The 19056-nt window shown below is 71.8% G+C and carries 21 protein-coding genes; 11 read left to right on the top strand and 10 right to left on the bottom strand.

The window, feature by feature from the left end; translation table 11 throughout:
• The first annotated feature begins 7 nt into the window (after positions 1 to 7).
• Positions 8 to 562, top strand: coding sequence for a methylated-DNA--[protein]-cysteine S-methyltransferase (locus N8I87_RS10050; RefSeq protein WP_263207507.1), 555 nt, complete (start codon positions 8 to 10; stop codon positions 560 to 562).
• A 17-nt stretch (positions 563 to 579) separates the two neighbouring features.
• On the opposite strand, the gene N8I87_RS10055 is transcribed toward N8I87_RS10050, so the two are convergent.
• Complete coding sequence (locus tag N8I87_RS10055) at positions 580 to 1008, bottom strand: VOC family protein (protein ID WP_263207509.1); 429 nt, start codon at positions 1006 to 1008, stop codon at positions 580 to 582.
• Positions 1009 to 1107: 99 nt separating this feature from the next.
• Here N8I87_RS10055 and N8I87_RS10060 point away from each other — a divergent pair, with 99 nt between their 5' ends.
• Both N8I87_RS10060 and N8I87_RS10065 read left to right on the top strand, forming a co-directional pair.
• The gene (locus tag N8I87_RS10060; protein WP_263207511.1) at positions 1108 to 2016 is read left to right on the top strand and encodes a pseudouridine-5'-phosphate glycosidase; all 909 of its coding nucleotides are present in this window, start codon (positions 1108 to 1110) and stop codon (positions 2014 to 2016) included.
• A gap of 134 nt (positions 2017 to 2150) precedes the next feature.
• A complete protein-coding gene (locus N8I87_RS10065; protein WP_263207512.1) occupies positions 2151 to 3092 on the top strand; it encodes a carbohydrate kinase family protein in 942 nt (313 codons plus the stop codon).
• Positions 3093 to 3482: 390 nt separating this feature from the next.
• On the opposite strand, the gene N8I87_RS10075 is transcribed toward N8I87_RS10065, so the two are convergent.
• Positions 3483 to 4277 carry a methyltransferase gene (locus N8I87_RS10075; RefSeq protein WP_263207514.1) on the bottom strand — a complete coding sequence of 265 codons (795 nt, stop codon included), beginning with the start codon at positions 4275 to 4277 and terminating at the stop codon, positions 3483 to 3485.
• Positions 4278 to 4486: 209 nt separating this feature from the next.
• Here N8I87_RS10075 and N8I87_RS10080 point away from each other — a divergent pair, with 209 nt between their 5' ends.
• Positions 4487 to 5614 (top strand): magnesium and cobalt transport protein CorA, encoded by a 1128-nt coding sequence (locus N8I87_RS10080; RefSeq protein WP_263207516.1) that lies wholly within the window; start codon positions 4487 to 4489, stop codon positions 5612 to 5614.
• A gap of 37 nt (positions 5615 to 5651) precedes the next feature.
• Here the strand turns inward: N8I87_RS10080 and N8I87_RS10085 are convergent, their stop codons facing one another.
• The gene (locus N8I87_RS10085) at positions 5652 to 6086 is read right to left on the bottom strand and encodes a CBS domain-containing protein (RefSeq protein WP_263207518.1); all 435 of its coding nucleotides are present in this window, start codon (positions 6084 to 6086) and stop codon (positions 5652 to 5654) included.
• A gap of 119 nt (positions 6087 to 6205) precedes the next feature.
• Positions 6206 to 6847 carry a nucleoside/nucleotide kinase family protein gene (locus N8I87_RS10090; RefSeq protein ID WP_263207519.1) on the bottom strand — a complete coding sequence of 214 codons (642 nt, stop codon included), beginning with the start codon at positions 6845 to 6847 and terminating at the stop codon, positions 6206 to 6208.
• 143 nt (positions 6848 to 6990) lie between these two features.
• Between N8I87_RS10090 and N8I87_RS10095 the strand changes: the two genes are divergently transcribed.
• The 3 genes from N8I87_RS10095 to N8I87_RS10105 all read left to right on the top strand — a co-directional run bounded on the left by N8I87_RS10095 (position 6991) and on the right by N8I87_RS10105 (position 10003).
• Positions 6991 to 7689 (top strand): DUF2293 domain-containing protein, encoded by a 699-nt coding sequence (locus N8I87_RS10095; RefSeq protein WP_263207521.1) that lies wholly within the window; start codon positions 6991 to 6993, stop codon positions 7687 to 7689.
• A gap of 195 nt (positions 7690 to 7884) precedes the next feature.
• A complete protein-coding gene (locus tag N8I87_RS10100) occupies positions 7885 to 8364 on the top strand; it encodes an anthrone oxygenase family protein (RefSeq protein WP_263207523.1) in 480 nt (159 codons plus the stop codon).
• A 151-nt stretch (positions 8365 to 8515) separates the two neighbouring features.
• Positions 8516 to 10003: a glutamate synthase subunit beta gene (locus N8I87_RS10105; RefSeq protein ID WP_263207525.1), complete on the top strand. Its 1488-nt coding sequence runs from the start codon at positions 8516 to 8518 to the stop codon at positions 10001 to 10003.
• On the opposite strand, the gene N8I87_RS10110 is transcribed toward N8I87_RS10105, so the two are convergent.
• Entirely contained in the window at positions 10004 to 10516 is a 513-nt protein-coding gene (locus tag N8I87_RS10110; RefSeq protein ID WP_263207526.1) for a carboxymuconolactone decarboxylase family protein, read from the bottom strand.
• 47 nt (positions 10517 to 10563) lie between these two features.
• Between N8I87_RS10110 and pdxR the strand changes: the two genes are divergently transcribed.
• Positions 10564 to 12012 (top strand): MocR-like pyridoxine biosynthesis transcription factor PdxR, encoded by a 1449-nt coding sequence (gene pdxR, locus N8I87_RS10115; RefSeq protein ID WP_263207528.1) that lies wholly within the window; start codon positions 10564 to 10566, stop codon positions 12010 to 12012.
• 16 nt (positions 12013 to 12028) lie between these two features.
• Here pdxR and N8I87_RS10120 read toward each other — a convergent pair whose 3' ends face one another.
• The 3 genes from N8I87_RS10120 to N8I87_RS10130 all read right to left on the bottom strand — a co-directional run bounded on the left by N8I87_RS10120 (position 12029) and on the right by N8I87_RS10130 (position 14104).
• A complete protein-coding gene (locus N8I87_RS10120; protein WP_263207529.1) occupies positions 12029 to 12841 on the bottom strand; it encodes an SAM-dependent methyltransferase in 813 nt (270 codons plus the stop codon).
• A gap of 129 nt (positions 12842 to 12970) precedes the next feature.
• Entirely contained in the window at positions 12971 to 13243 is a 273-nt protein-coding gene (locus N8I87_RS10125) for a DUF397 domain-containing protein (protein ID WP_263207531.1), read from the bottom strand.
• The gene (locus tag N8I87_RS10130; RefSeq protein ID WP_263207532.1) at positions 13244 to 14104 is read right to left on the bottom strand and encodes a Sco1979 family transcriptional regulator; all 861 of its coding nucleotides are present in this window, start codon (positions 14102 to 14104) and stop codon (positions 13244 to 13246) included.
• A 247-nt stretch (positions 14105 to 14351) separates the two neighbouring features.
• On the opposite strand from N8I87_RS10130, the gene N8I87_RS10135 reads away from it, so the two are divergent.
• From N8I87_RS10135 to N8I87_RS10145, 3 genes are all read left to right on the top strand, one after another.
• Complete coding sequence (locus N8I87_RS10135; RefSeq protein ID WP_263207534.1) at positions 14352 to 15005, top strand: ATP-binding protein; 654 nt, start codon at positions 14352 to 14354, stop codon at positions 15003 to 15005.
• Positions 14996 to 15430, top strand: coding sequence for a hypothetical protein (locus N8I87_RS10140; RefSeq protein ID WP_263207536.1), 435 nt, complete (start codon positions 14996 to 14998; stop codon positions 15428 to 15430). Before N8I87_RS10135 ends, N8I87_RS10140 begins: the two co-directional genes overlap by 10 nt.
• Positions 15431 to 15670: 240 nt before the next feature.
• Complete coding sequence (locus N8I87_RS10145) at positions 15671 to 17533, top strand: ABC transporter ATP-binding protein (RefSeq protein ID WP_263216373.1); 1863 nt, start codon at positions 15671 to 15673, stop codon at positions 17531 to 17533.
• A gap of 13 nt (positions 17534 to 17546) precedes the next feature.
• On the opposite strand, the gene N8I87_RS10150 is transcribed toward N8I87_RS10145, so the two are convergent.
• Positions 17547 to 17723 carry a DUF8839 family protein gene (locus N8I87_RS10150; protein ID WP_363297178.1) on the bottom strand — a complete coding sequence of 59 codons (177 nt, stop codon included), beginning with the start codon at positions 17721 to 17723 and terminating at the stop codon, positions 17547 to 17549.
• Between the two features lie 162 nt (positions 17724 to 17885).
• Positions 17886 to 19052: a cytochrome P450 family protein gene (locus N8I87_RS10155; RefSeq protein WP_263207537.1), complete on the bottom strand. Its 1167-nt coding sequence runs from the start codon at positions 19050 to 19052 to the stop codon at positions 17886 to 17888.
• Between the last annotated feature and the right edge of the window lie 4 nt (positions 19053 to 19056).

Below are 19056 nucleotides of genomic sequence, written 5' to 3' on the forward strand. Positions count from 1 at the left end.
TGGGGCCATGGACAGCCACGGGCAGGACGAGCAGCAGGTCGTGTGGACCGTCGTGGGCACCACCATCGGTCCGCTGTTTCTCGCGGCGACCGACGACGGCCTGGTCAACGTCGTGTTCCACGCCACCGACGCGGTGCGCGACCGGTCGCTGGAGCGGCTGGCGGCCAAGCTGGGCACCGAGCCCGTCGAGGCACCCGGATCGCCGCTGCTGGCCGAGGCGATACGCCAGGTCGAGGCGTACTTCGCGGGCGAGCGGCACGACTTCGAGCTGCCCCTGGACTGGTCGCTGATCTCCGGTTTCAACCGGCAGGTGCTGCGCGAGCTGGCGAGCGGTGTGCCGTACGGCTCGGTCGTCGGGTACGGCGATCTGGCCGGTCGGGTCGGCCAGCCGGGCGCCGCGCAGGCGGTGGGCGCGGCGATGGGCGCCAACCCGCTGCCCGTCGTCGTGCCGTGCCACCGGGTCGTGGAGAGCGACGGCGGCATCGGCGGGTTCGGGGGCGGGCTGGAGACCAAGCGGAAGCTGCTCGCCCTGGAGGGAGTGCTGCCCGAGCCGCTGTTCTGACGGCTCGGGCGCGCCCGCTACTCGTAGTGCCGTGCCTCGAAGACATTGCCGTCCGGGTCGCGGAAGTAGAAGCTGCGGGTCGCCTTTCCGCGCGCTCCGTACGCGCCGTGGTCGATGTCGGAGACGGGGACGGCGTTGTCCTGCAGGCGGGCGCGCAGGGCGTCGAACCGGTCGGCCGACAGGGACAGGCAGACGTGGTTGACGGGGTGGCCCGCGCTCTCCACGGAGCCGGGCAGCATCTTCATGCGCTCGGCCATGGTGAGCGGGGCCAGGTCGAGGATGGTCTCCTCGTTGACGCGCACGGAGGGGAAGGACGTCTTCTTCTCGGTGAATTCGGTGACGCGCAGGGGTTCCAGGCCGACCGCCTTCTCATAGAAGTCGGCCGCGGCGACCGGGTCGTTCACCCAAAGGACGACATGGTCGAGACGTGTCGTGTTGTTGGTCATCCGCCCAGGCTGGTGGCAGCCCCGCACAGGTCGCAAGCGTTTAACGGGGTGTGCGGCCCGCCAGAGATGAGGGAGAACCTACCGACAGGAGGCAGGCACGTGGTGCTGGTGGTGTCCGAAGACGTACGGAAGGCGATCGACGCGCGTCGACCCGTGGTGGCCCTGGAGTCCACGATCATCGCGCACGGGCTGCCGCGCCCGCGCAATCTGCGGGTCGCGCTGGAACTGGAAGAGGCGGTACGGCGGGAGGGTGCCGTACCCGCGACGATCGCCGTGCTGGACGGACAGCCACACGTCGGCCTGGACAAGGAGCAGCTGGAACGGGTCGCCAACGAGGACGGGATCCGCAAGCTGGGCCACCGCGATCTGCCGCTCGCCGTGTCGGCGGGGGTGAGCGGTGCGACCACGGTGTCGGCGACCGCGCTGCTGGCGGCGCTGGCGGGGGTCCGGGTGTTTGCGACGGGCGGGCTGGGCGGTGTGCACCGGGAGTGGACGGTGACGCAGGACGAGTCCGCCGACCTGGGGCTGCTGGCGCGCACCCGGATCACGGTGGTGTGCGCGGGGGTGAAGTCGATCCTGGACGTACCGGCCACGTTGCAGCGCCTGGAGACGCTGGGTGTGGCCGTCGCCGGTTACGGCACGGACCAGTTCCCCGGCTTCTACCTGTCCGACTCCGGGCACCCGGTCGACTGGACGCTGGAGAGCCCGGAGGAGGTGGCGGGGGTCATGCGGGCGCAGGACGCGCTCGGCGTGCCCGAGTCGGCGCTGATCGTCGCCAACCCCGTGCCCGAGGAGGAGCAGCTCGATCCCGCCCTGCACGCGCGTGTGCTCGAGGACGCGCTGCACGCGTGCGAGGAGGAGGGTGTCACCGGGCAGGCCGTCACGCCGTTCCTGCTCGACTACCTGGTCCGGCACACGGACGGAGCCTCACTGAGCGCCAACCTGGCGGCGGTCCGGGGCAACGTACGCCTGGCGGCACGGATCGCGGCGGCGTGGTCCCGGGGGTGACGGCGGGGCGGGCGGCACCGGACCCGCGGCCGGGCCGGGTCCCTACGCCGGGCCTGGCGGGCTCACTGGCTGCATCGGTTCCGCACCCGCCGGAACAGGATCCGACGCCCGGCCGCGCCGGTTCACCGGTGGCCGTGGAGCCGCACAGGGCCGGCCAGGCCGTGACGGCGGGGCGGGACCGAGCGCTGCTGGTCGTCGGTGACGTGGTCACCGACGTCGTCGCCCGGCACCAGGGGCCGCTCGCGGCCGGTACCGACACGGCGGCCGTGATCCGGACGGTGCCCGGTGGCGCGGGCGCCAATGTGGCCTGCTGGGCCGCTCATGCGGGCTGTGCGGACGTACGGCTGTTGGGGCGGGTCGGCGCGGACTCGGCGGCGTGGCACGAGCGGGAGCTGGTTGCGGCCGGAGTGCGGCCACGGCTGGTGGTCGATCCGCGGGCGGCGACCGGGACGGTGATCTGTCTCGTCGACGTCGGCGCTTCGGCCGAGCGCACGTTTCTGACCGACAGCGGCGCGTCCCTGCGGCTGGAACCCGCCGACTGGTCGGACGCGGCGCTCGACGGGGTCGCCCGGCTGCATCTGTCGGGCTACCTGCTGTTCTCCGAGTCGAGCCGGGCGCTTGCCGCGGTGGCACTGGCAGCGGCACGCGCGCGTGGCGTGCCGGTGAGTCTGGATCCCGCGTCGGCGGGCTTCCTCCGGGAGCTGGGGGTGGACCGCTTCCTGGCGTTCGCCGGGGGGCTGGACGTGCTGCTGCCCAGCCGTGACGAGGCGTACCTGCTGACGGGGCTGCCGGATCCGGCGGACGCGGCGGCCAAGCTGAGCCGCCACATCCCGCTGGTGGTGGCCAAGCTGGGCGCACAGGGCGCACTGGTGGCCCGGTCCGGCACCGTGCTCACCCACGTTCCCGCCGCACCGGCGACGCCCCACGACACCACGGGCGCCGGCGACGCCTTCACCGGTGCGTTCCTGGCCGCACTCGTCGCGGGCGCGGATCCCGAGGCCGCGGCGGCACGGGGATGCCGGGCGGGCGCACTGGCGGTGGAAGCGGTGGGCGGCAGGCCTCCGGTACCCGGCTGACGGCGAGGCGCCCGGTGACGGCGCGGCCCGGTCGCTTGTGTTGGCGACGAGCTTGGCGACAGGCCTCCGGTGCGTGGGTGACGGCCCGCCCCGTCCCATGACAGCGCGGCCCATCCGGCACGCCGGTGTTCGGCCCCCGGGCCACCGGTCACCTCACGCCTTGGGCCCCACGCCGAGATCATCGGTGCCGTGGCCAGGTCCAAGCTGCCCGCAGCGCCGTTCGCCAGGTGCCCGTCGATGTCCTCGTCGGTGGCCAGGCCCGCCGCGACGAACTGGGCGGCAGGCGTCCGATGCCCGGCTGACGGCGAGGTGCCCGGTGACGGCGGGGTGTCCGGTGACAACGCGGCCCTGCCCGGTGCGCCGGTGTTCGGCCCCCGGCCGTCGGTCAGCTCACCCCTTGCGCCCCCACACCGAGATCATCGGTGCCGTGGCCAGGTCCATGTTGCCAGCGGCTACGTTGGCCAGGTGTCCGTCGATGTCCTCGTCGGTGGCCAGGCCCGCGGTGACGAGTTGGTCGCGGATCTGGCGTACGGTGGCGGCCTCCAGTTCGGCGCAGGCCGGTGAGGTGACGGGGAAGTAGGCGTCGGCCTCCACCTGCCGCAGTCCGGCCTCGCGGAGCAGGCGCGGCAGCTTGCGGCCGTAGGACAGGTCGGCGCCACGATCGGCGAGCAGCTTGCGGAAGCCCTGCCGGAGCCGGTTGGCCAGCCGCTGCTCAGGGCCGTGCTCGTCGGGGCAGATCAGTGGCTGAAGGGCGGGGTCGGCGTCCTCGACGAGGAGGCGTCCGCCGGGCCGCAGTGCCGCGATCATCGACCGCAACGCCCTTTCGCGGTCGGGCACATGGACGAGGACGAGCCGGGCGTGCACGAGGTCGAAGCCCTCCCCCGGCGGCTCCTCGGTGCCGACGTCGTGGACGCGCACCTCGACGGGCGGGCGGCCGGCCGAGGCGAGGAGCGTGGTGTCGATGTCGGTCGCGACGACCTTGCCGGTCGGGCCGACCTTCTTGGCCAGCCAGGACACCACGGAGGTGCCGCCGGCGCCGACCTCCCAGCAGCGCCAGCCGGGTCCGAGGCCAAGGCTCTCGAGGCGCCGGAAGGTGGTGGGGTCGAAGAGGGTGGCGAAGGCGTCGAAGCGCCGGCCCGCCTCGGTCTGCCGGTTGTCGAGGAGATACCCGTCAGTTCGCGTCATGCCATGATCCTCCCAGTTGCGCCGCTTGTCCGGAACTGTCGACGCTCCGGTACGCCGAGACGGCCCGGCGGGCAATGCCTTGTCCACAGCCGGGAACAAAGCGGAATCACCTGTTCCCACAGGCTTACCCGCACCTCACGCCGACCTGGCAGACTTTCTCGCCAAGGCGCGGCAGCACGGCGCGAGGAGAGCCACGCAAGGAGAGCCAGATGTCGATGGCAGGGAATCTGCGGAAGGTCCGCGACCTGGGCAGGGTCAGCGGCCTGCGCAAGGTGGCCCGGCTGGCCCGGCGACAGCCGCGGGTCGACCTGAGCCACCCCGCCCGGTCACCGCTCGGCTCGTCGGTGGTCAACTGCGTGACCTACCGGGACGGGATCCGGGTCCCCGGGGGCAGCGATCTGGTGGATGCCGTGAAGAGGGTGCGCAAGCACGGTGACGGATTCGTGTGGCTGGGCCTGCACGAACCGACGGACCTGGAGTTCGCGGGCATCGCCGAACTGTTCGACCTGCACCCGCTGGCGGTGGAGGACGCGGTCGAGGCCCATCAGCGCCCGAAGCTGGAGCGGTACGGCGAGACGCTGTTCGCGGTGTTCAAGACGGTCTGCTACGTCGAGCACGAACAGCTGACGGCGACCAGCGAGGTCGTGAACACCGGTGAGATCATGGTCTTCGTCGGCCAGGACTTCGTGATCACGGTACGGCACGGGCGGCACGGCTCACTGGGTCCGCTGCGCGAGGAGCTGGAGTCGGACCCGCGGCAGCTCGTCAAGGGGCCGGCGGCGGTCCTGCACGCGATCGCGGACCATGTGGTCGACGACTATCTGAACGTCACGGACGCGGTGCAGGCCGACATCGACCAGGTCGAGATGGACGTGTTCGCGGAGAACGGCGCGCGGGCCGACCCCGGGCGGATCTACCAACTCAAGCGTGAACTCCTCGAGCTGAAGCGGGCCGTGGTGCCGCTCACCCGCCCCGTCGAGGATCTGGCCACCCGGCCGATACGGGTGGTCGACCCGGAGATACAGGCCTACTTCAGGGATGTCCTCGACCATCTGATGCGGGCCAAGGAACAGATCGCGGCGTTCGACGAACTGCTGAACTCGATCCTGCAGGCGCATCTGGCGCAGGTGACGGTCGCGCAGAACGAGGACATGCGGAAGATCACGGCCTGGGCCGCGGTGATCGCCGTGCCGACGATGGTGTGCGGGGTCTACGGCATGAACTTCGATCACATGCCGGAGCTGCACTGGCGGTTCGGCTATCCGTTGGTCATCGTCGTCATATCCGTGGCCTGCCTGGTGCTGTACCGGGGATTCCGGCGCAACGGCTGGCTCTGAGCGGCACGGGGCGGGCCCGCGGCACCGGGCGTGGGGTTCAGTGGGCGCTCGGGGCGGTCCTCGCGTAGACGCTCTCGGTGAAGGCGGCGATCTGGCCCTCGTCCAGGCTCCGGGCGAGGTCGGCCTCGCTGATCATGCCGACGAGACGCTTGTTGTCGATGACGGGGAGCCGGCGGATCTGGTGCTCCTTCATCTCGCGGAGCACGTCGCGCACGTCTGCGCTCGCCTCAATCCAGCGGGGCGTGCCGTGCGCCAGCTCGCCCGCGGTGACCTTGGCCGGGTCATGCCCGAGGGCCACGCAGCCGACGACTATGTCCCGGTCGGTCAGGATGCCGCAGAGCCGTTCGTTCTGATCGCTGATGGGAAGGGCGCCGACACCCAGTTCGCGCATCAACTGGGCGGCGCGGTCCAGGGTTTCATGGGCGGGGATCCACTGGGCGCCCCGGTGCATGATGTCTCCGGCCGTGGTCATGGTGTACCTCCCGGTGCCGGACGGGCCGGCGCGGCGCGGGACGCACCGCAGGTCCCGGCGCCCTTCATTGTCTCGCGCCCCACCCGGCCGCCGCACCTCAGAGGGACCGGTCCGCCGGATCAGCCGGATCCGGCGTTCCACGCCGGGTGGCGGGGGTCATCGGCCCGCACCAGGACGTCCGCCGTCGCGGCGGGGTCGGTCTCGTCCGCGTAGCGCTCGAAGGCGGGCAGGGTCCAGTGCTCGCCCTCGGGCGTGCGGCGGCGCAGGGCGCCCGGCGAGAGGAGGAGATGAACGCTCAGATCGAAGGGGAACCAATGACGCAGAAGGAGGGGACCGTGCAGCAACAGGATTCCGCCGGGCGGGAGTTGGACGTAGGAGCTGCGGGTGGCCCGGTCGGTGGCCGGGTCCCACAGATCGGGCAGGACACGGCCGTCCCCGCCGGGTGCGAGCGGACCGAAGACCTCGCGCCACAGGGCGGAGGTGTCGAACCAGCCGCTGTAGTACGACTCCACGTCCCGGCGGCCGTGCTCCAGCCGGAGCGAGGCCGGGCGCAGAAAGCCCTCTGCACCCACGACGAGCGAGGGCCGGCCGCGCACACGCAGTTCCTCCGCGACACGCTCCGCGAGGTCACCCGGGCGGGCCGCAGGCGCGCCGTCGAAGGCGACCCGCGGCCAGGGGCCGCCGTCGGCGGGCTTCAGGTCCAGCAGCCGCTCGGCCAACAGCTCGCCGAGCCTGTCCCAGGTGATGGCTTCGAGTCGCACAGTCGCCATGATGCCGGGTGGCCGTGGATTCGCCGGTGGGCGGGGATCCGGAGAGCCGGTCACGCGGCAAGAACGGTAAGAACGGATGCGCGGCCGCACCGGGTCAACGGGCATTCCCAGACCGCGCGGGGAAGGAACCAGTTATGGCGCCCCTCGCAACTCCCCCGTACCGCAGTGGACTTCTCGTCGTCCAGTCGCTCCGGCGCAAGCAGTGCGCCGCCTGCCGTCGCGGGCCGTTGTCGTTGCTCGTGCTGGAGGACGGCGCACCGCGCTGCCTCGACTGTGCCGACCTCGGGCATCTGGTGTTCCTGCCGCGCGGTGACACGGCGCTGACCCGTAGATCGCGGGAGGAGAGCGGGCTGTCGGCGGTGGTGGTGCGGTTCAACCGGCGCAAGGGTCGCTATGAGCGGCAGGGCGTCCTCGTGGAGGAGGCTGGCCTGGCCCGGGCCGAGGAGCGGTGTCTGGCCGACGCGGAGGCGCGGCGGCGGCGCCGGGCTCGGGACGCGCGGCGCAGGGCGGCGGAGGACGCGCGGTTCGCGGAGGCGTTCGCGGCGGAGATCCTGCGGCTGTATCCCGGCTGCCCGGCCGACCGGGCGCGGGCGATAGCCGGGCACGCCTCGGCGCGGGGAAGTGGCCGGGTCGGGCGGAGTGCTGCGGGGCGGGCGCTGTCCGAGGGCGCGGTGATCTCGGCGGTCGTGGCGTCCGTACGGCATGTGGACACGCCGTACGACCAGCTGCTGATGAGCGGGGTGGCCCGGCACGAGGCGCGGCGGCGGATCGCCGCGGGAGTGGAGACGGCGCTGCGGGGGTGGCGGGGCGCCGGAGCGGAGGACGTGGGCTGAGATCCACGGACCGGAGACCTGTCGCTGAGATCCACGGGCCGGAGACCTGGGACCTTGGACCGGAGGCCTGTCTGTGGACGTACGCGTATGTCACCGCGCCTCTCAGCCATGGGAACCGTTCCTGGGTGGGAATTCACTTGAGGTGATGGCGGTGCCGGGCGTGGCCCGGCTCGGAGGTGGGAGTGGGCGTTGGTCATGATCGACGGGCCGTATTTCGTACTGATCCTGTTGGGCGTACTCGGGACCGGGCTGGTCGCCGGAGTCTTCTGCGGGTTCTCGACATTCGTGATGAGGGGACTGGCCTCGCTACCGCCCGCGCAGGGTGTCGCCGCGATGAACGCGATCAACGTGGCCGCCGTGACACCCGCCTTCATGCTGGTGTTCGCCGGGTCGGCGGTGCTGTGCGCGATGATCGCGGTGGTGACGTTCGTGCTGTGGCCGGACGACGGGAAGGTGGAGCTGCTGCTGGGCAGCGCGCTGTATCTGTTCGGCTCGTTCGGGCTGACCGTGGCGGCGAACGTGCCCCGCAACGACGCCCTCCTCAAGCTGGACCCCGGCACCACTGAGGCCGCCGCGTACTGGCCGACGTACGTTCGCGAGTGGACGGTGTGGAACCACGTCCGGACGGTCGCCTCGGCCGCCGCCACGGTGGTGTACGTGCTGGCACTCACCTGAGGCGTACGGGCGCTCGGGAAGGACCCCGCAGAAAGCGCTGTCCCACCACTCTGCGCATGTGACCAGGGGGACGTATCGTGGCCGAAAGGGTGTGCCCCCGGTGCGCCCGATGCCGCACGGCCCGTCGTATGTGCACGCAAGGAAGACGACCATGGCCGATCCCAAGGGATTCATGACCACACCGCGCCAGGAGTGGGCGCGCAGGCCCGTCGAGGAGCGGGTCACGGACTGGGACGAGGTCTACGTCCCGGGGGCGCTGCTGCCCATCATCAGCAAGCAGGCCGACCGCTGCATGGACTGCGGTGTCCCGTTCTGCCACAGCGCCTGCCCGCTGGGCAATCTGATCCCCGAGTGGAACGACCTGGTGTCGCGGGAGGACTGGCGGGCGGCCAGCGACCGGATGCACGCCACGAACAACTTCCCCGAGTTCACGGGGCGGTTGTGCCCGGCGCCGTGCGAGGCGGGATGCGTGCTCGCGATCAACCAGCCGGCCGTCACCATCAAGAACGTCGAGTGCGCGATCGGCGACCGGGCGTGGGAAGAGGGGTTCGTGCCGCCCAGGCCGCCGGACCGGCTGTCCGGGAGGACGGTCGCGGTGATCGGTTCGGGGCCCACGGGACTGGCCGCGGCCCAGCAGTTGACCCGGGCCGGACACACCGTCGCCGTGTACGAGAAGGACGACCGGCTCGGCGGGCTGATGCGGTACGGCATCCCGTCGTTCAAGATGGAGAAACATCATCTGGAGCGGCGCCTGGAGCAGATGCGCGCGGAGGGCACCAAGTTCCGTACGTCGACGGCGATCGGGCGGGACATCGGGGCGGCCGAGCTGAGATCGCGCTACGACGCCGTCGTCGTCGCCACGGGGGCCACCGCCTGGCGCGAACTGGCCGTTCCGGGGCGCGAACTCACCGGGATACACCAGGCGATGGAGTATCTGCCGCTGGCCAACCGGGTGTGCGAGGGGGACCTGGAGGACTCGCCGATGTCCGCCGCCGACAAACACGTCGTCATCGTGGGCGGCGGCGACACCGGTGCGGACTGTCTGGGGACCGCGGTGCGCGAGGGTGCCGCGTCCGTGACCCAGCTGGACATCTACGCCCAGCCGGGTGCCGAGCGGGACGAGGACGTCGAGCCCTGGCCGACGTACCCGAAGATCTACCGGCTGTCGGCCGCGCACGAGGAGGCGCGCGATCTGGAGACGGCGCCCGCCGCGGACGCCGACGCGCGGCTGTTCGCTGCGTCGACACTCCGCTTCACCGGGGACGGGACGGGGCACGTGCAGTCGCTGCACCTGGTCGAGGTGGATGCCACGCGACAGCCCGTGCCGGGCACCGGGCGGACGCTCCCCGTCGACCTCGTACTGCTCGCCCTCGGCTTCTCCGGGCCCGACCGTCACGACGGGCTCATCGACCAGCTGGGGCTGGAGTTGCAGCCCCGCGGCACGCTCGCTCGGGACGCCGGCTTCGCGACCAACGTCCCCGGCGTGTTCGTCGCCGGGGACGCCGCGCGCGGGCAGTCGCTGATCGTGTGGGCGATCGCGGAGGGGCGGGCGGTGGCGGCGGCGGTCGACCGCTATCTGACGGGCAGCTCCCGGCTGCCGACGCCGATATCGCCGTACGACCGGCCCATGCACGTGTAGCTAGCGGCGCTCGTCCGTCCCCGCCACCTTCGCCGTCGACAGGGCCACCCTGTTCCAGGTGTTGATGGTGAGGATCAGGGCGATGACCTGGGCCAGTTCCTCCTCGGTGAAGCGGGCGGCGGCCTCGGCGTAGACGTCGTCCGGGACACCGGCGTCGGCCACCAGGGTCACCGCCTCGGTCAGGGCGAGCGCGGCCTGCTCCTTCTCGGTGAAGAAGTGACGGGCCTCGCGCCACACCGCGACCATGTGCAGCCGGTCCTCGCTCTCGCCGGCCTTGCGGGCGTCGTTGGTGTGCATGTGCAGGCAGTACGCGCAGTGGTTGAGGTGCGAGGCGCGGATCTGGATCAGCTCGACGAGAGCCGGGTCGAGGCCCGCGCGGGCGGCGGCGTCGAAGCCGATGAGGGCGCGGAAGACCTTCGGCGCGGCCTTCGCGAAGTCGAGGCGGGACCGCTCGGCAACGGCGGTGGCGGTAGCGGAGGCGGTGTCGATCGTGCTCGTCGTGTTCGTCGTCATGTCCTTCAACCTACGGTCCCGAAAGACCCTCTGTAGGGTGCATTTTCATGACGGAATCGTGGGTCAATTCAGCGGAGCGGATCGGTGCCGACCTGCATCTGGAGCTGTCCGGGCCGGGTGGGCGGCGGGCCGCGTTGATCCGGGCGCTGCGCGAGGCCGTGCGCAGCGGGCGGCTGGCTGCCGGCACCCGCCTGCCGCCGTACCGCTCGCTCGCGGCCGACCTCGGCGTGGCCCGCAACACGGTTGCCGACGCGTACGCGGAACTTGTCGCGGAGGGCTGGCTGACCGCACGGCAGGGTTCCGGTACCCGGGTGGCCGAGCGGGCCGAGCCGCTGCGACACGCCGTACGCGTGCCCAGAAAGGCACCTCCACAGGCATCTCCACGCGCGCGTGGGCCGCGGCACGACCTCAGGCAGGGCACTCCGGACGCCTCGGGCTTCCCACGGACGGCCTGGGCGGCGTCGTACCGGCGGGCGCTCAAGACGGCGCCCAACGAGGCGTTCGGGCCCGGCGACCCCGCCGGGCGCCCCGAACTGCGGGAGGCCCTCACGGAGTACCTGGCACGCGCGCGTGGCGTGCGCACGGAGCCCGGCAGGGTCGTGATCTGCTCCGGCTTCGCGCATGCGCTGCGGCTACTGTTCGGACAGCGTGGGCAGGGCAACCCGGGCGGCGGGGTGCTGCGCGGCCCGCTGGGCGTGGAGGCGTACGGGCTGGGGTTCCACCGCGAGCTGCTCGCGGCGGCCGGTGTGCGGACGGTGCCGCTCCCACTGGACGAGCACGGCGCGCGGGTGGACCGGCTGGGGCGTGAGCGGGCCGTGCTGCTCACGCCCGCGCACCAGTTCCCCACCGGCGGCCCGCTGCACGCCGAGCGCCGGGCCGCCGTGATCGACTGGGCACGCGCGCGTGGCTCGGTGGTGCTGGAGGACGACTACGACGGGGAGTTCCGCTACGACCGCAAGCCGGTCGGGGCGGTCCAGGGTCTCGACCCCGAGCGGGTGATCCACATCGGCTCGGTCAGCAAGAGCCTGTCGCCCGCGCTGCGGCTGGGGTGGATGGCCCTGCCGGAGCGGTACGTCGACGCCGTGCTGGCGGCCAAGGGGGAGCGCGAGGCGTGGGCGAGCGTCCTGGACCAGCTGGCCCTGGCGGACTTCGTGGTCTCCGGGTCGTACGACCGTCATGTGCGACGCATGCGGCAGCGCTACCGGCGCCGCCGTGACCGGCTGGTCGAGGCGCTCGCCGAGCGGGCGCCCCATGTGGAGGTCACCGGCGTCGCGGCCGGGCTGCACGCGGTGCTCCGGCTGCCGCCCGGCACCGAGCGGTCCGCGGTCAAGGCGGCCGCGTGGCACGGCATCGCCCTCGACGGGCTGGCCGCGTTCCGGCACCCGGAGGCCGAGGAGCGGGCGGGCGACGGTCTGGTGGTCGGGTACGCGACGCCCTCGGAACACGCCTACGGAGCGGCGCTGGAGGCACTGTGCGCCGTGCTGCCGCCCGGATGACGGTTCGGGGACCGGACTATCCCTTGCGCCCCACCGCCCCGTACCCCGGAATCACCCCGTCGTCCTGTCCGGGCACCGGTTCGCCCAGCTCGGGGTGCCACTTGTGCACGATCTCGACGCCGGGGTCCACCAGTTCCAGCCCGTCGAAGAAGCGGGTGAACTCCTCACGGGAGCGCAGTGCCAGGGTCACGCCCGCCGCCTTGAGCTTGGCGGTGGCCGCCGCCGACTCCTCCGGGGTGAAGTCGGCGGTGGCGTGGGTCATCACCAGGTGGCTGCCGGGGGCCAGTTCGGACAGCAGCCGCCGGACCAGCTCATGGGCGCCGTCCTCGTCCGGGACGAAGTGGAGAAGGGCGACGAGCGAGAGCGCGACCGGCCGGCCGAAGTCCAGGGTCCGCTTGGCGCCCTCGACGATCGCGGCCGGATCGCGCACGTCGGCCTGCAGATACTCGGTCACGCCCTCGGGCGTGCTGCGCAGCAGGGCCGCCGCGTGGGCCAGCACGATCGGGTCGTTGTCGCAGTAGACGACACGGGCGTCGGGCGCCACCGACTGGGCGATCTGGTGCAGATTGGGCTCGGTCGGTATGCCGGTGCCGATGTCCAGGAACTGGCGCACCCCGCTTTCGGCCAGCCAGCGCGTGGCACGGTGCATGAACGCGCGGTTGACCCGGGCCATCACCGGCACCCGGGGGTCGAGGGCCAGCATCTGCCGGCCCATCTCCTCGTCGACGGGGTAGTTGTCCTTGCCGCCGAGGTACCAGTCGTACATGCGCGCGGGATGCGGCCTGCTGGTGTCGATCCCGCCTGCGGCCGTGGGGTCCTGCCCGGTCACGCGGCGCTCCGTCCGGCCATGCGGCACTCCGTAAGTGTCCGACGCGGTTGATGATCAAGTCAGTACCAAGATCCAAGTCAGTATCAGGATAGGTAAGTTGAGCAACAATCAAAAACAACGGGCCGGTCATCACAGCAGGAAGTCCGCCTCCCCCGCCTTCGCGCCCTCGATGAAGGCGGTCATCTCGTCCGAGGTGTAGATCAGTGCCGGTCCGTCCGGGTCGGTCGACTGGCGGACGGCGATCCGGCCGTCGGCCAGCTTCATCGCCTCCAGGCAGTTGCCCCCGTTCCCGCCGCTCCACGGCTTGTGCCAGCCCTCGCTGCCCAACTCCCGTGCGGGCATGCCGTTGTAGATCCGCTCATCGCGGTTGCGTGGCCCGGTCTGGGACTTGCTGCGATCCATTCACAACTCCTTGCGGAGGTCCCGGAGGATCTCCTTCGTGCGATGTGCTGTGGCGGCCTGCGCCGCCATGCGGTCCATGACCTCCAGGTGGGTCGCCACCTCGGAGCGCGCGTCCAGGTAGACGGCGCCGGTCAGGTACTCGCTGTAGACCATGTCCGGCAGTTCCGGCATGGCGAATCGGAACAGCACGAAGGGCCCGTACGTGCCCGGATGCGGCCCGTTGGCGAACGGGGCGATCTGGAGCGTCACGTTGGGCAGCTTCGTGGCATCGAGCAGTTTGTCGATCTGTGCGCGCATCACCTCCGGGTCGCCGACCGGGCGACGCAGGGCGGTCTCGTCCATCACCGCCCAGAAACGGGGGGCTTCGGGACGGGTGAGCAGTTCCTGGCGCTGCATGCGCAGCGCGACATGGCCCTCGATGTCCTCGGGACTGGTCTGGCCGATGGCTCCCGACTTCAGCACCCCGCGCGCGTAGTCCTCGGTCTGCAGCAGTCCGGGCACGAAGTGCGGCTCGTAGGAGCGGATGAGAGCGGCCGCGCCCTCCAGGCTGACGTACATCGAGAACCAGCCCGGCAGGATGTCGTGGAACCGCTGCCACCAGCCGGGCTTGTTCGCCTCCTCGGCCAACTGGACGAAGAGGTCGTTCTCTTCGTCGGGCACGCCGTAGGCCTTCAGGAGCAGCTGCAGGTACGGGATCTTGAGGGCGACCTCGGCCATCTCCATACGGCGGACGGTGGCGGGGGCGACGCGGAGGATGCGGGCGGCCTCCTCGCGCTTGAGCCCTGCGCGTTCCCGGAGGTCCAGCAGGCGCCTGCCCAGGACGACCTGCCCCACCGTCGGCGCGGACCGCGGTTCGCTCACGCTCCCACCTCCACGAACGAATGCTGACAGCCGTGCGAGCGAATGCTGACAGCCCTGCGGCCGAATGCTGACAGCCCTGCGGCGCCATTCGAAGACTCATTCGAAAGATCCGGCAGATCTCCGATTGATCCCAACTGGCGCCGCCCGAGGTGCTGTTGCGAGCAGTGTGCCACGGCCCTTCACCGGGTCATACAGCACTCTGCATTTTTCATAGTGACACTTGCCAAGTGTGCACGGCGGGGAGATAGTGGCAAGCGTGATTCCGTCCGCGCCTTTAGGAACAGACGCCGCCGCAGACCGTTCCGCTCTCGGCGACGACGCGGGAGTCGCCCCAGGTGGGGCCGCTGCCGCGCGCAGGTTCCGGTTCGAGCTGGCCGCACATCCGGGTTCGCCCGCGCAGGCGAGACGCCTCACGCGCGCCCGGCTGACCGGCTGGTCGGTCTGCGCGGACACCTGCGACACGGCGGCTCTGGTCATATCCGAGCTGGTCACCAACGCGATCGTGCACACCGCGAGCAGTCGCGTGGTGTGCGAACTGCACGACCACGACGACACGGTGCGCATAGCCGTGCGCGACGAGGGCTGTGCCCCGGGTGAGCCCCACCCGTCGCCGCAGCGGCCCGAGGAGGAGCACGGGAGGGGATTGCTCCTCGTCGACGCCGTGTGCCGGGCCTGGGGAGCCCAGGAGTACGGTCCGGGGCTGCTGGTCTGGGCCGAACTGCCGCGCCAGACCGACGCCGCCCGTGACATGGGCGAGCCGCGCAACGATCTGGGCTGGGGCGCGCCACGCCCGAGGACAGGCCAGTCCACCGGCTCGGACGACGGCGAGGAGGCCCGCACGCGGCACCGCGTGGGGTCCCAGGCCGAGGCCCGGCGCCGTACGCAGCCGGAATGGCCGTGACCGGCACCGCCGGATCCGGACAGGTGTTCGGCCTGGACACCTTGGTCCGGCTGAAGCGCGAGCAGGCCACTGCGGGCGCGACCGGACGCCTGCCGCTGCCCGCGGGCATGACGGCACCGCTCGGCTGTGACGCGGTGGCCATACCGGCCCGCTTCGGGCCGCTGATCGTGCCCCGGTTGCCTCGCGTGGGATGCGTGTACGCCGACGAGGCGCACTGGTGGTGGATCGTCCCGTCCGACTCCGACTACGCCCTGCCCTGGCCCTCCCCCGCCCACTACGCCCCCGGCGCCCCGATCCCCGAGGCCGCCCGCCTTCTCAACCGGCCGGACGGCACGGTTCCGTACACCCCGCCGATCCCGCTGTATCTGACGCTGTGCCGGGTGACCGGGACGACTCCGGACTGGTCGCGCCCGATCAGCGTATGAGCGGTACGCCTGCCCGGCCGACATGGCCGGGCATGTACGGCCGACAGCTCCCGGCACGGCGCACGCCCGCGCGCTCCCGTCGCCCCGCCGCGCGCTCTGCCCCCCGAAAGGCGCGCCCCGCGATAGTGGCCGTCCGTCCACGTCCGGGGGAGGTCAACAGTGGGTAGGAGGCACGGCCGGGTCAAACCCGAGGTGTCCGAGTCGGAACGGCTGCTGTTCGGCGGGCCGTTGAGGTACGACATGGGATGGAACCAGCACCGGGACGCCTTCCTGGAGCTGGACTTCCGGGCCATGGTGACGCGGTTGCCCGGCATGCTGGTGTCGAGTTTCCGGCTGGCCCGGCAGGCCGACGCGCGGGCCGCGCGGACCGTGCTCGCCGCCGAGGCGGGCCGGGGCGCCGCCCAGGCGGTGAGCCTGCTGGCGGTGAACAGCGTGCTGGGGCGGCTGATCGGCGCCGGCCCGATCGAGGAGCGGCTGCGCGGCGCCGCGCCCGCCCTGGTAGCCATGGCCGCGGTGATGCTGGTGGGCGCGTTGCTGCGGGCCGCGTCGACCTACGCCACCGGCCGCCTGGAGCCCAAGGTGGAGCGGGTGGCGACCGAGTTGTACCTGGAGCGCGCGGCGGCCGTGGAACTCTCCGCGATCGAGGACCACGCCTTCCACAAACTGCTCGACACCGCGCAGTACGGCGCCCAGTCGGCCCGCCGCATGATCAGTTACGGCACCCGGGTGATCAACGCGGTGATCTCGCTCGCCGCCGCGGCGGGCGTACTGACCGTGCTGCACCCGGCCCTGCTGCCGCTGCTGGTGACCATGACCCTGCCGAGCGCCTGGGGCGCCCTGACCAACGCGCGGCGCCACTACGAGTCCTTCCACACCTGGGTGCAGCACTCCCGCGCCGGGCGTCTGATCGGCAACCTGCTCACCGAACCGGAGGCCGCCCCGGAGATCCGTGTGCACGGCGTCGGCCCGTTCCTGCTGCGGCACTTCCGGGAGATGGCGGAGACGGCGGAGGCGGAGCAGGCCCGGCTGGCCCGGCTCGCGGCGCGCACGGGCCTGATCGCGGCGGCCTGGACGGGCCTGGCGACCGTCGCGACGTACGCGACCCTGGGCGCGCTGCTGTTGTCCGGGGCGATGGCACTGTCCATGGCCGGTACGGCGGTCATCGCCATCCGCACCGGCTCCGCGAGCCTGGACACGCTCGTCCTGGAGATCAACCAACTGCACGAGGAGGCCCTGTTCGTGGGCGATCTGCAGCGGCTGTACGTCGAGGCGGCCGAGCGGGCGATCCCGGTCGGCGGGGAGCCGCTGCCCGAGGATCCGAGGGAGATCCGGTTCGAGAACGTCACCTTCGCCTATCCGGGTGAGAGCGGCCGGCCCGCCCTCGACAACGTCTCGCTCACCCTCCCGCTGGGTCGCATCGTGGCACTGGTCGGCGAGAACGGCTCGGGCAAGACCACCCTGGTCAAACTACTGGCGGGCCTCTACAAGCCGGACCGGGGCCGGATCATGTGGGACGGCGTCGACGCGGCGGGCGCCGACCGGCACGCGCTGGCCGAGCGCATCGCGATGGTCGCCCAGGACTTCAAGCGCTGGCCCTTCACCGCGAAGGTCAATGTCGCCGTCGGGCGTTCCGCGGCGCCGCTCACCGAGGAGCGCCTGGCCTCGTCGGTCGCCGAGGCGGGCGCTCAGGACGTGGTCGCGGATCTGCCGCGCGGCCTGGACACCCTGCTGGCGCGGAACTTCAGCGGCGGGCACGAGCTGTCCGGCGGTCAGTGGCAGCGCCTCGGCATCGCCCGCGCCGCGTACCGGCGCGGGCGCATCCTGATCGTGGACGAGCCGACGGCGGCCCTGGACGCGAGGGCCGAGCTGGAGGTCTTCGAGAAGATCCGGGCGCTGGCGGGCAGCGGCCAGACGGTCGTGCTGATCACCCATCGGCTGGCGTCGGTACGGCACGCCGATCTGGTGCACGTCCTCGAACAGGGCCACCTGGTGGAGTCCGGCACCCCCGACGAACTCCTCGCCAACGGCGGTGTCTACGCCGAGCTGTACGGACTCCAGGCCGACCAGTTCACCGCGAAACTCCCCGCCCCGAAGGCGAGTTGACCGGCACGGGTGTCTAGTCCGCGGTCTCGCCGCCGCGGACGATCACCAGGAACGTGTCCGTCGCGAGGTCCATCACGACCTCGGCGGGCAGCCCCTCCAGGCGTCGCGCGTGAGCGAACTCCTCGGCGGGCCACGAGCCTCGCGGTCCGCCGGCGGGAAAGCGTTCGAGCACTGTTCGCCCGTTCACCATCCTGCACCTCCAGAAAGCGTCGTTCTTGTAGGAGTTAACGCTCCGGAGAGGGGAACCGCCTCGCCCGGTGACGCGACTGAGACCTACTTGACACCGGCTCAACGCGGACGGTGAGGATCCGTTGACTTTCCGGCATTACGGACGCCGTCCGCCGGAGTCCTCTCAGTACGTCACCGGCAGCGCGAGCAGACCACGGGCCCGCAGGGACGAGCGCCACCGGATGTCCTCGTCGGCGAGGGCAAGCTCCGGGAACCGTTCCAGCAGGGCACCCACCGCGACCTCGGTCTCGGCGCGGGCCAGTGGGGCACCCAGGCAGTAGTGGATGCCCTGCCCTAGGGCGAGATGGCCGGAGGCGTCACGGCCGAGGTCGAGGCGGTCGGGGTCCGGGAAGCGAGCGGGATCGCGGTTGGCGGCGGACAGCGACACCCAGACCGTCTCCCCGGCCGGGACGGTGACACCGCCGATGGTCACGTCCTCGGTGGGAAAGCGCCTGATGCCGAACAGGGCGGGACCCTCGTAGCGGGCGAACTCCTCCACGGCGGCGGGCAGTCGCGCCGGGTCCTTGCGCAGCGCGGCGAGCTGCTCGGGGTGTTGCAGCAGGGCGAGCACCGCGTTGCCGATGAGCTGGACGGTGTTCTCGTACCCGGCGAAGAGGATGAGGAAGGCGAGCGACATCAGCTCGTCCTCGGTGAGCCGGTCGCCCTCGTCGCGTACGGCGATCAGGTCGGAGAGCAGGTCGTCGGCGGGTTCGACGCGCTTGTCCGCGAGGAGCCGGGTGAGGTGGCCGAGCATGGCGACGACCGCTTCCCGGCCTGCCCCGGGCCGTGCCGGGTCGGGAGCGACCAGGGTGTCCGTCCAGACGCGGAAGTCCAGACGGTGCTCGTCCGGGATGCCGAGCAGATCGCAGATGACGGTGATGGGCAGGGGCGCCGCATAGGCGGCGACCAGGTCGATGGTGCCGTGCGGCCCGAATCCGTCGAGGAGCCGGTCTGCGGTGCGCCGGATCGGCTCGCGCAGGTGCTCGACGCGGCGCGGAGTGAAGGCCCGGGAGACCAGGCGGCGGATGCGGGTGTGGTCGGGCGGGTCCATGTTGAGGAGGTTGGCGTCCAGGGCGGGCGGCAGGGCGAACCCCTTGTACGTGCCCGCCGTGGCATGCGCCTTGTCCAGGGACAGCCGTGGGTCGCCAAGTGCTGCCCTGACGTCCTCGTAGCGGGTGACGAGCCAGGCGGGGGTGCCGTCCGGCCCGGTGATGCGGTGCACGGGCGCGCTGTCGCGCAGTCGCGCGTAGACGTCGTAGGGGTGGTCGATGAGGCCGTCCGCAAGGTCCATGGGA

Origin of the sequence: Streptomyces sp. HUAS 15-9 (assembly GCF_025642155.1) — a bacterium.
Classification (GTDB): domain Bacteria; phylum Actinomycetota; class Actinomycetes; order Streptomycetales; family Streptomycetaceae; genus Streptomyces.

Bases quoted from the DNA above. Each gene is read 5' to 3' on its own strand.
- N8I87_RS10050 (WP_263207507.1), top strand. From the start codon at position 8: ATGGACAGCCACGGGCAGGACGAGCAGCAGGTCGTGTGGACCGTCGTG.
- N8I87_RS10055 (WP_263207509.1), bottom strand. From the start codon at position 1,008: ATGACCAACAACACGACACGTCTCGACCATGTCGTCCTTTGGGTGAAC.
- N8I87_RS10075 (WP_263207514.1), bottom strand. From the start codon at position 4,277: ATGACGCGAACTGACGGGTATCTCCTCGACAACCGGCAGACCGAGGCG.
- N8I87_RS10080 (WP_263207516.1), top strand. From the start codon at position 4,487: ATGTCGATGGCAGGGAATCTGCGGAAGGTCCGCGACCTGGGCAGGGTC.
- N8I87_RS10085 (WP_263207518.1), bottom strand. From the start codon at position 6,086: ATGACCACGGCCGGAGACATCATGCACCGGGGCGCCCAGTGGATCCCC.
- N8I87_RS10095 (WP_263207521.1), top strand. From the start codon at position 6,991: ATGGCGCCCCTCGCAACTCCCCCGTACCGCAGTGGACTTCTCGTCGTC.
- N8I87_RS10100 (WP_263207523.1), top strand. From the start codon at position 7,885: ATGATCGACGGGCCGTATTTCGTACTGATCCTGTTGGGCGTACTCGGG.
- N8I87_RS10105 (WP_263207525.1), top strand. From the start codon at position 8,516: ATGGCCGATCCCAAGGGATTCATGACCACACCGCGCCAGGAGTGGGCG.
- N8I87_RS10110 (WP_263207526.1), bottom strand. From the start codon at position 10,516: ATGACGACGAACACGACGAGCACGATCGACACCGCCTCCGCTACCGCC.
- pdxR (WP_263207528.1), top strand. From the start codon at position 10,564: ATGACGGAATCGTGGGTCAATTCAGCGGAGCGGATCGGTGCCGACCTG.
- N8I87_RS10125 (WP_263207531.1), bottom strand. From the start codon at position 13,243: ATGGATCGCAGCAAGTCCCAGACCGGGCCACGCAACCGCGATGAGCGG.
- N8I87_RS10140 (WP_263207536.1), top strand. From the start codon at position 14,996: ATGGCCGTGACCGGCACCGCCGGATCCGGACAGGTGTTCGGCCTGGAC.
- N8I87_RS10145 (WP_263216373.1), top strand. From the start codon at position 15,671: ATGGGATGGAACCAGCACCGGGACGCCTTCCTGGAGCTGGACTTCCGG.
- N8I87_RS10150 (WP_363297178.1), bottom strand. From the start codon at position 17,723: ATGGTGAACGGGCGAACAGTGCTCGAACGCTTTCCCGCCGGCGGACCG.
- N8I87_RS10155 (WP_263207537.1), bottom strand. From the start codon at position 19,052: ATGGACCTTGCGGACGGCCTCATCGACCACCCCTACGACGTCTACGCG.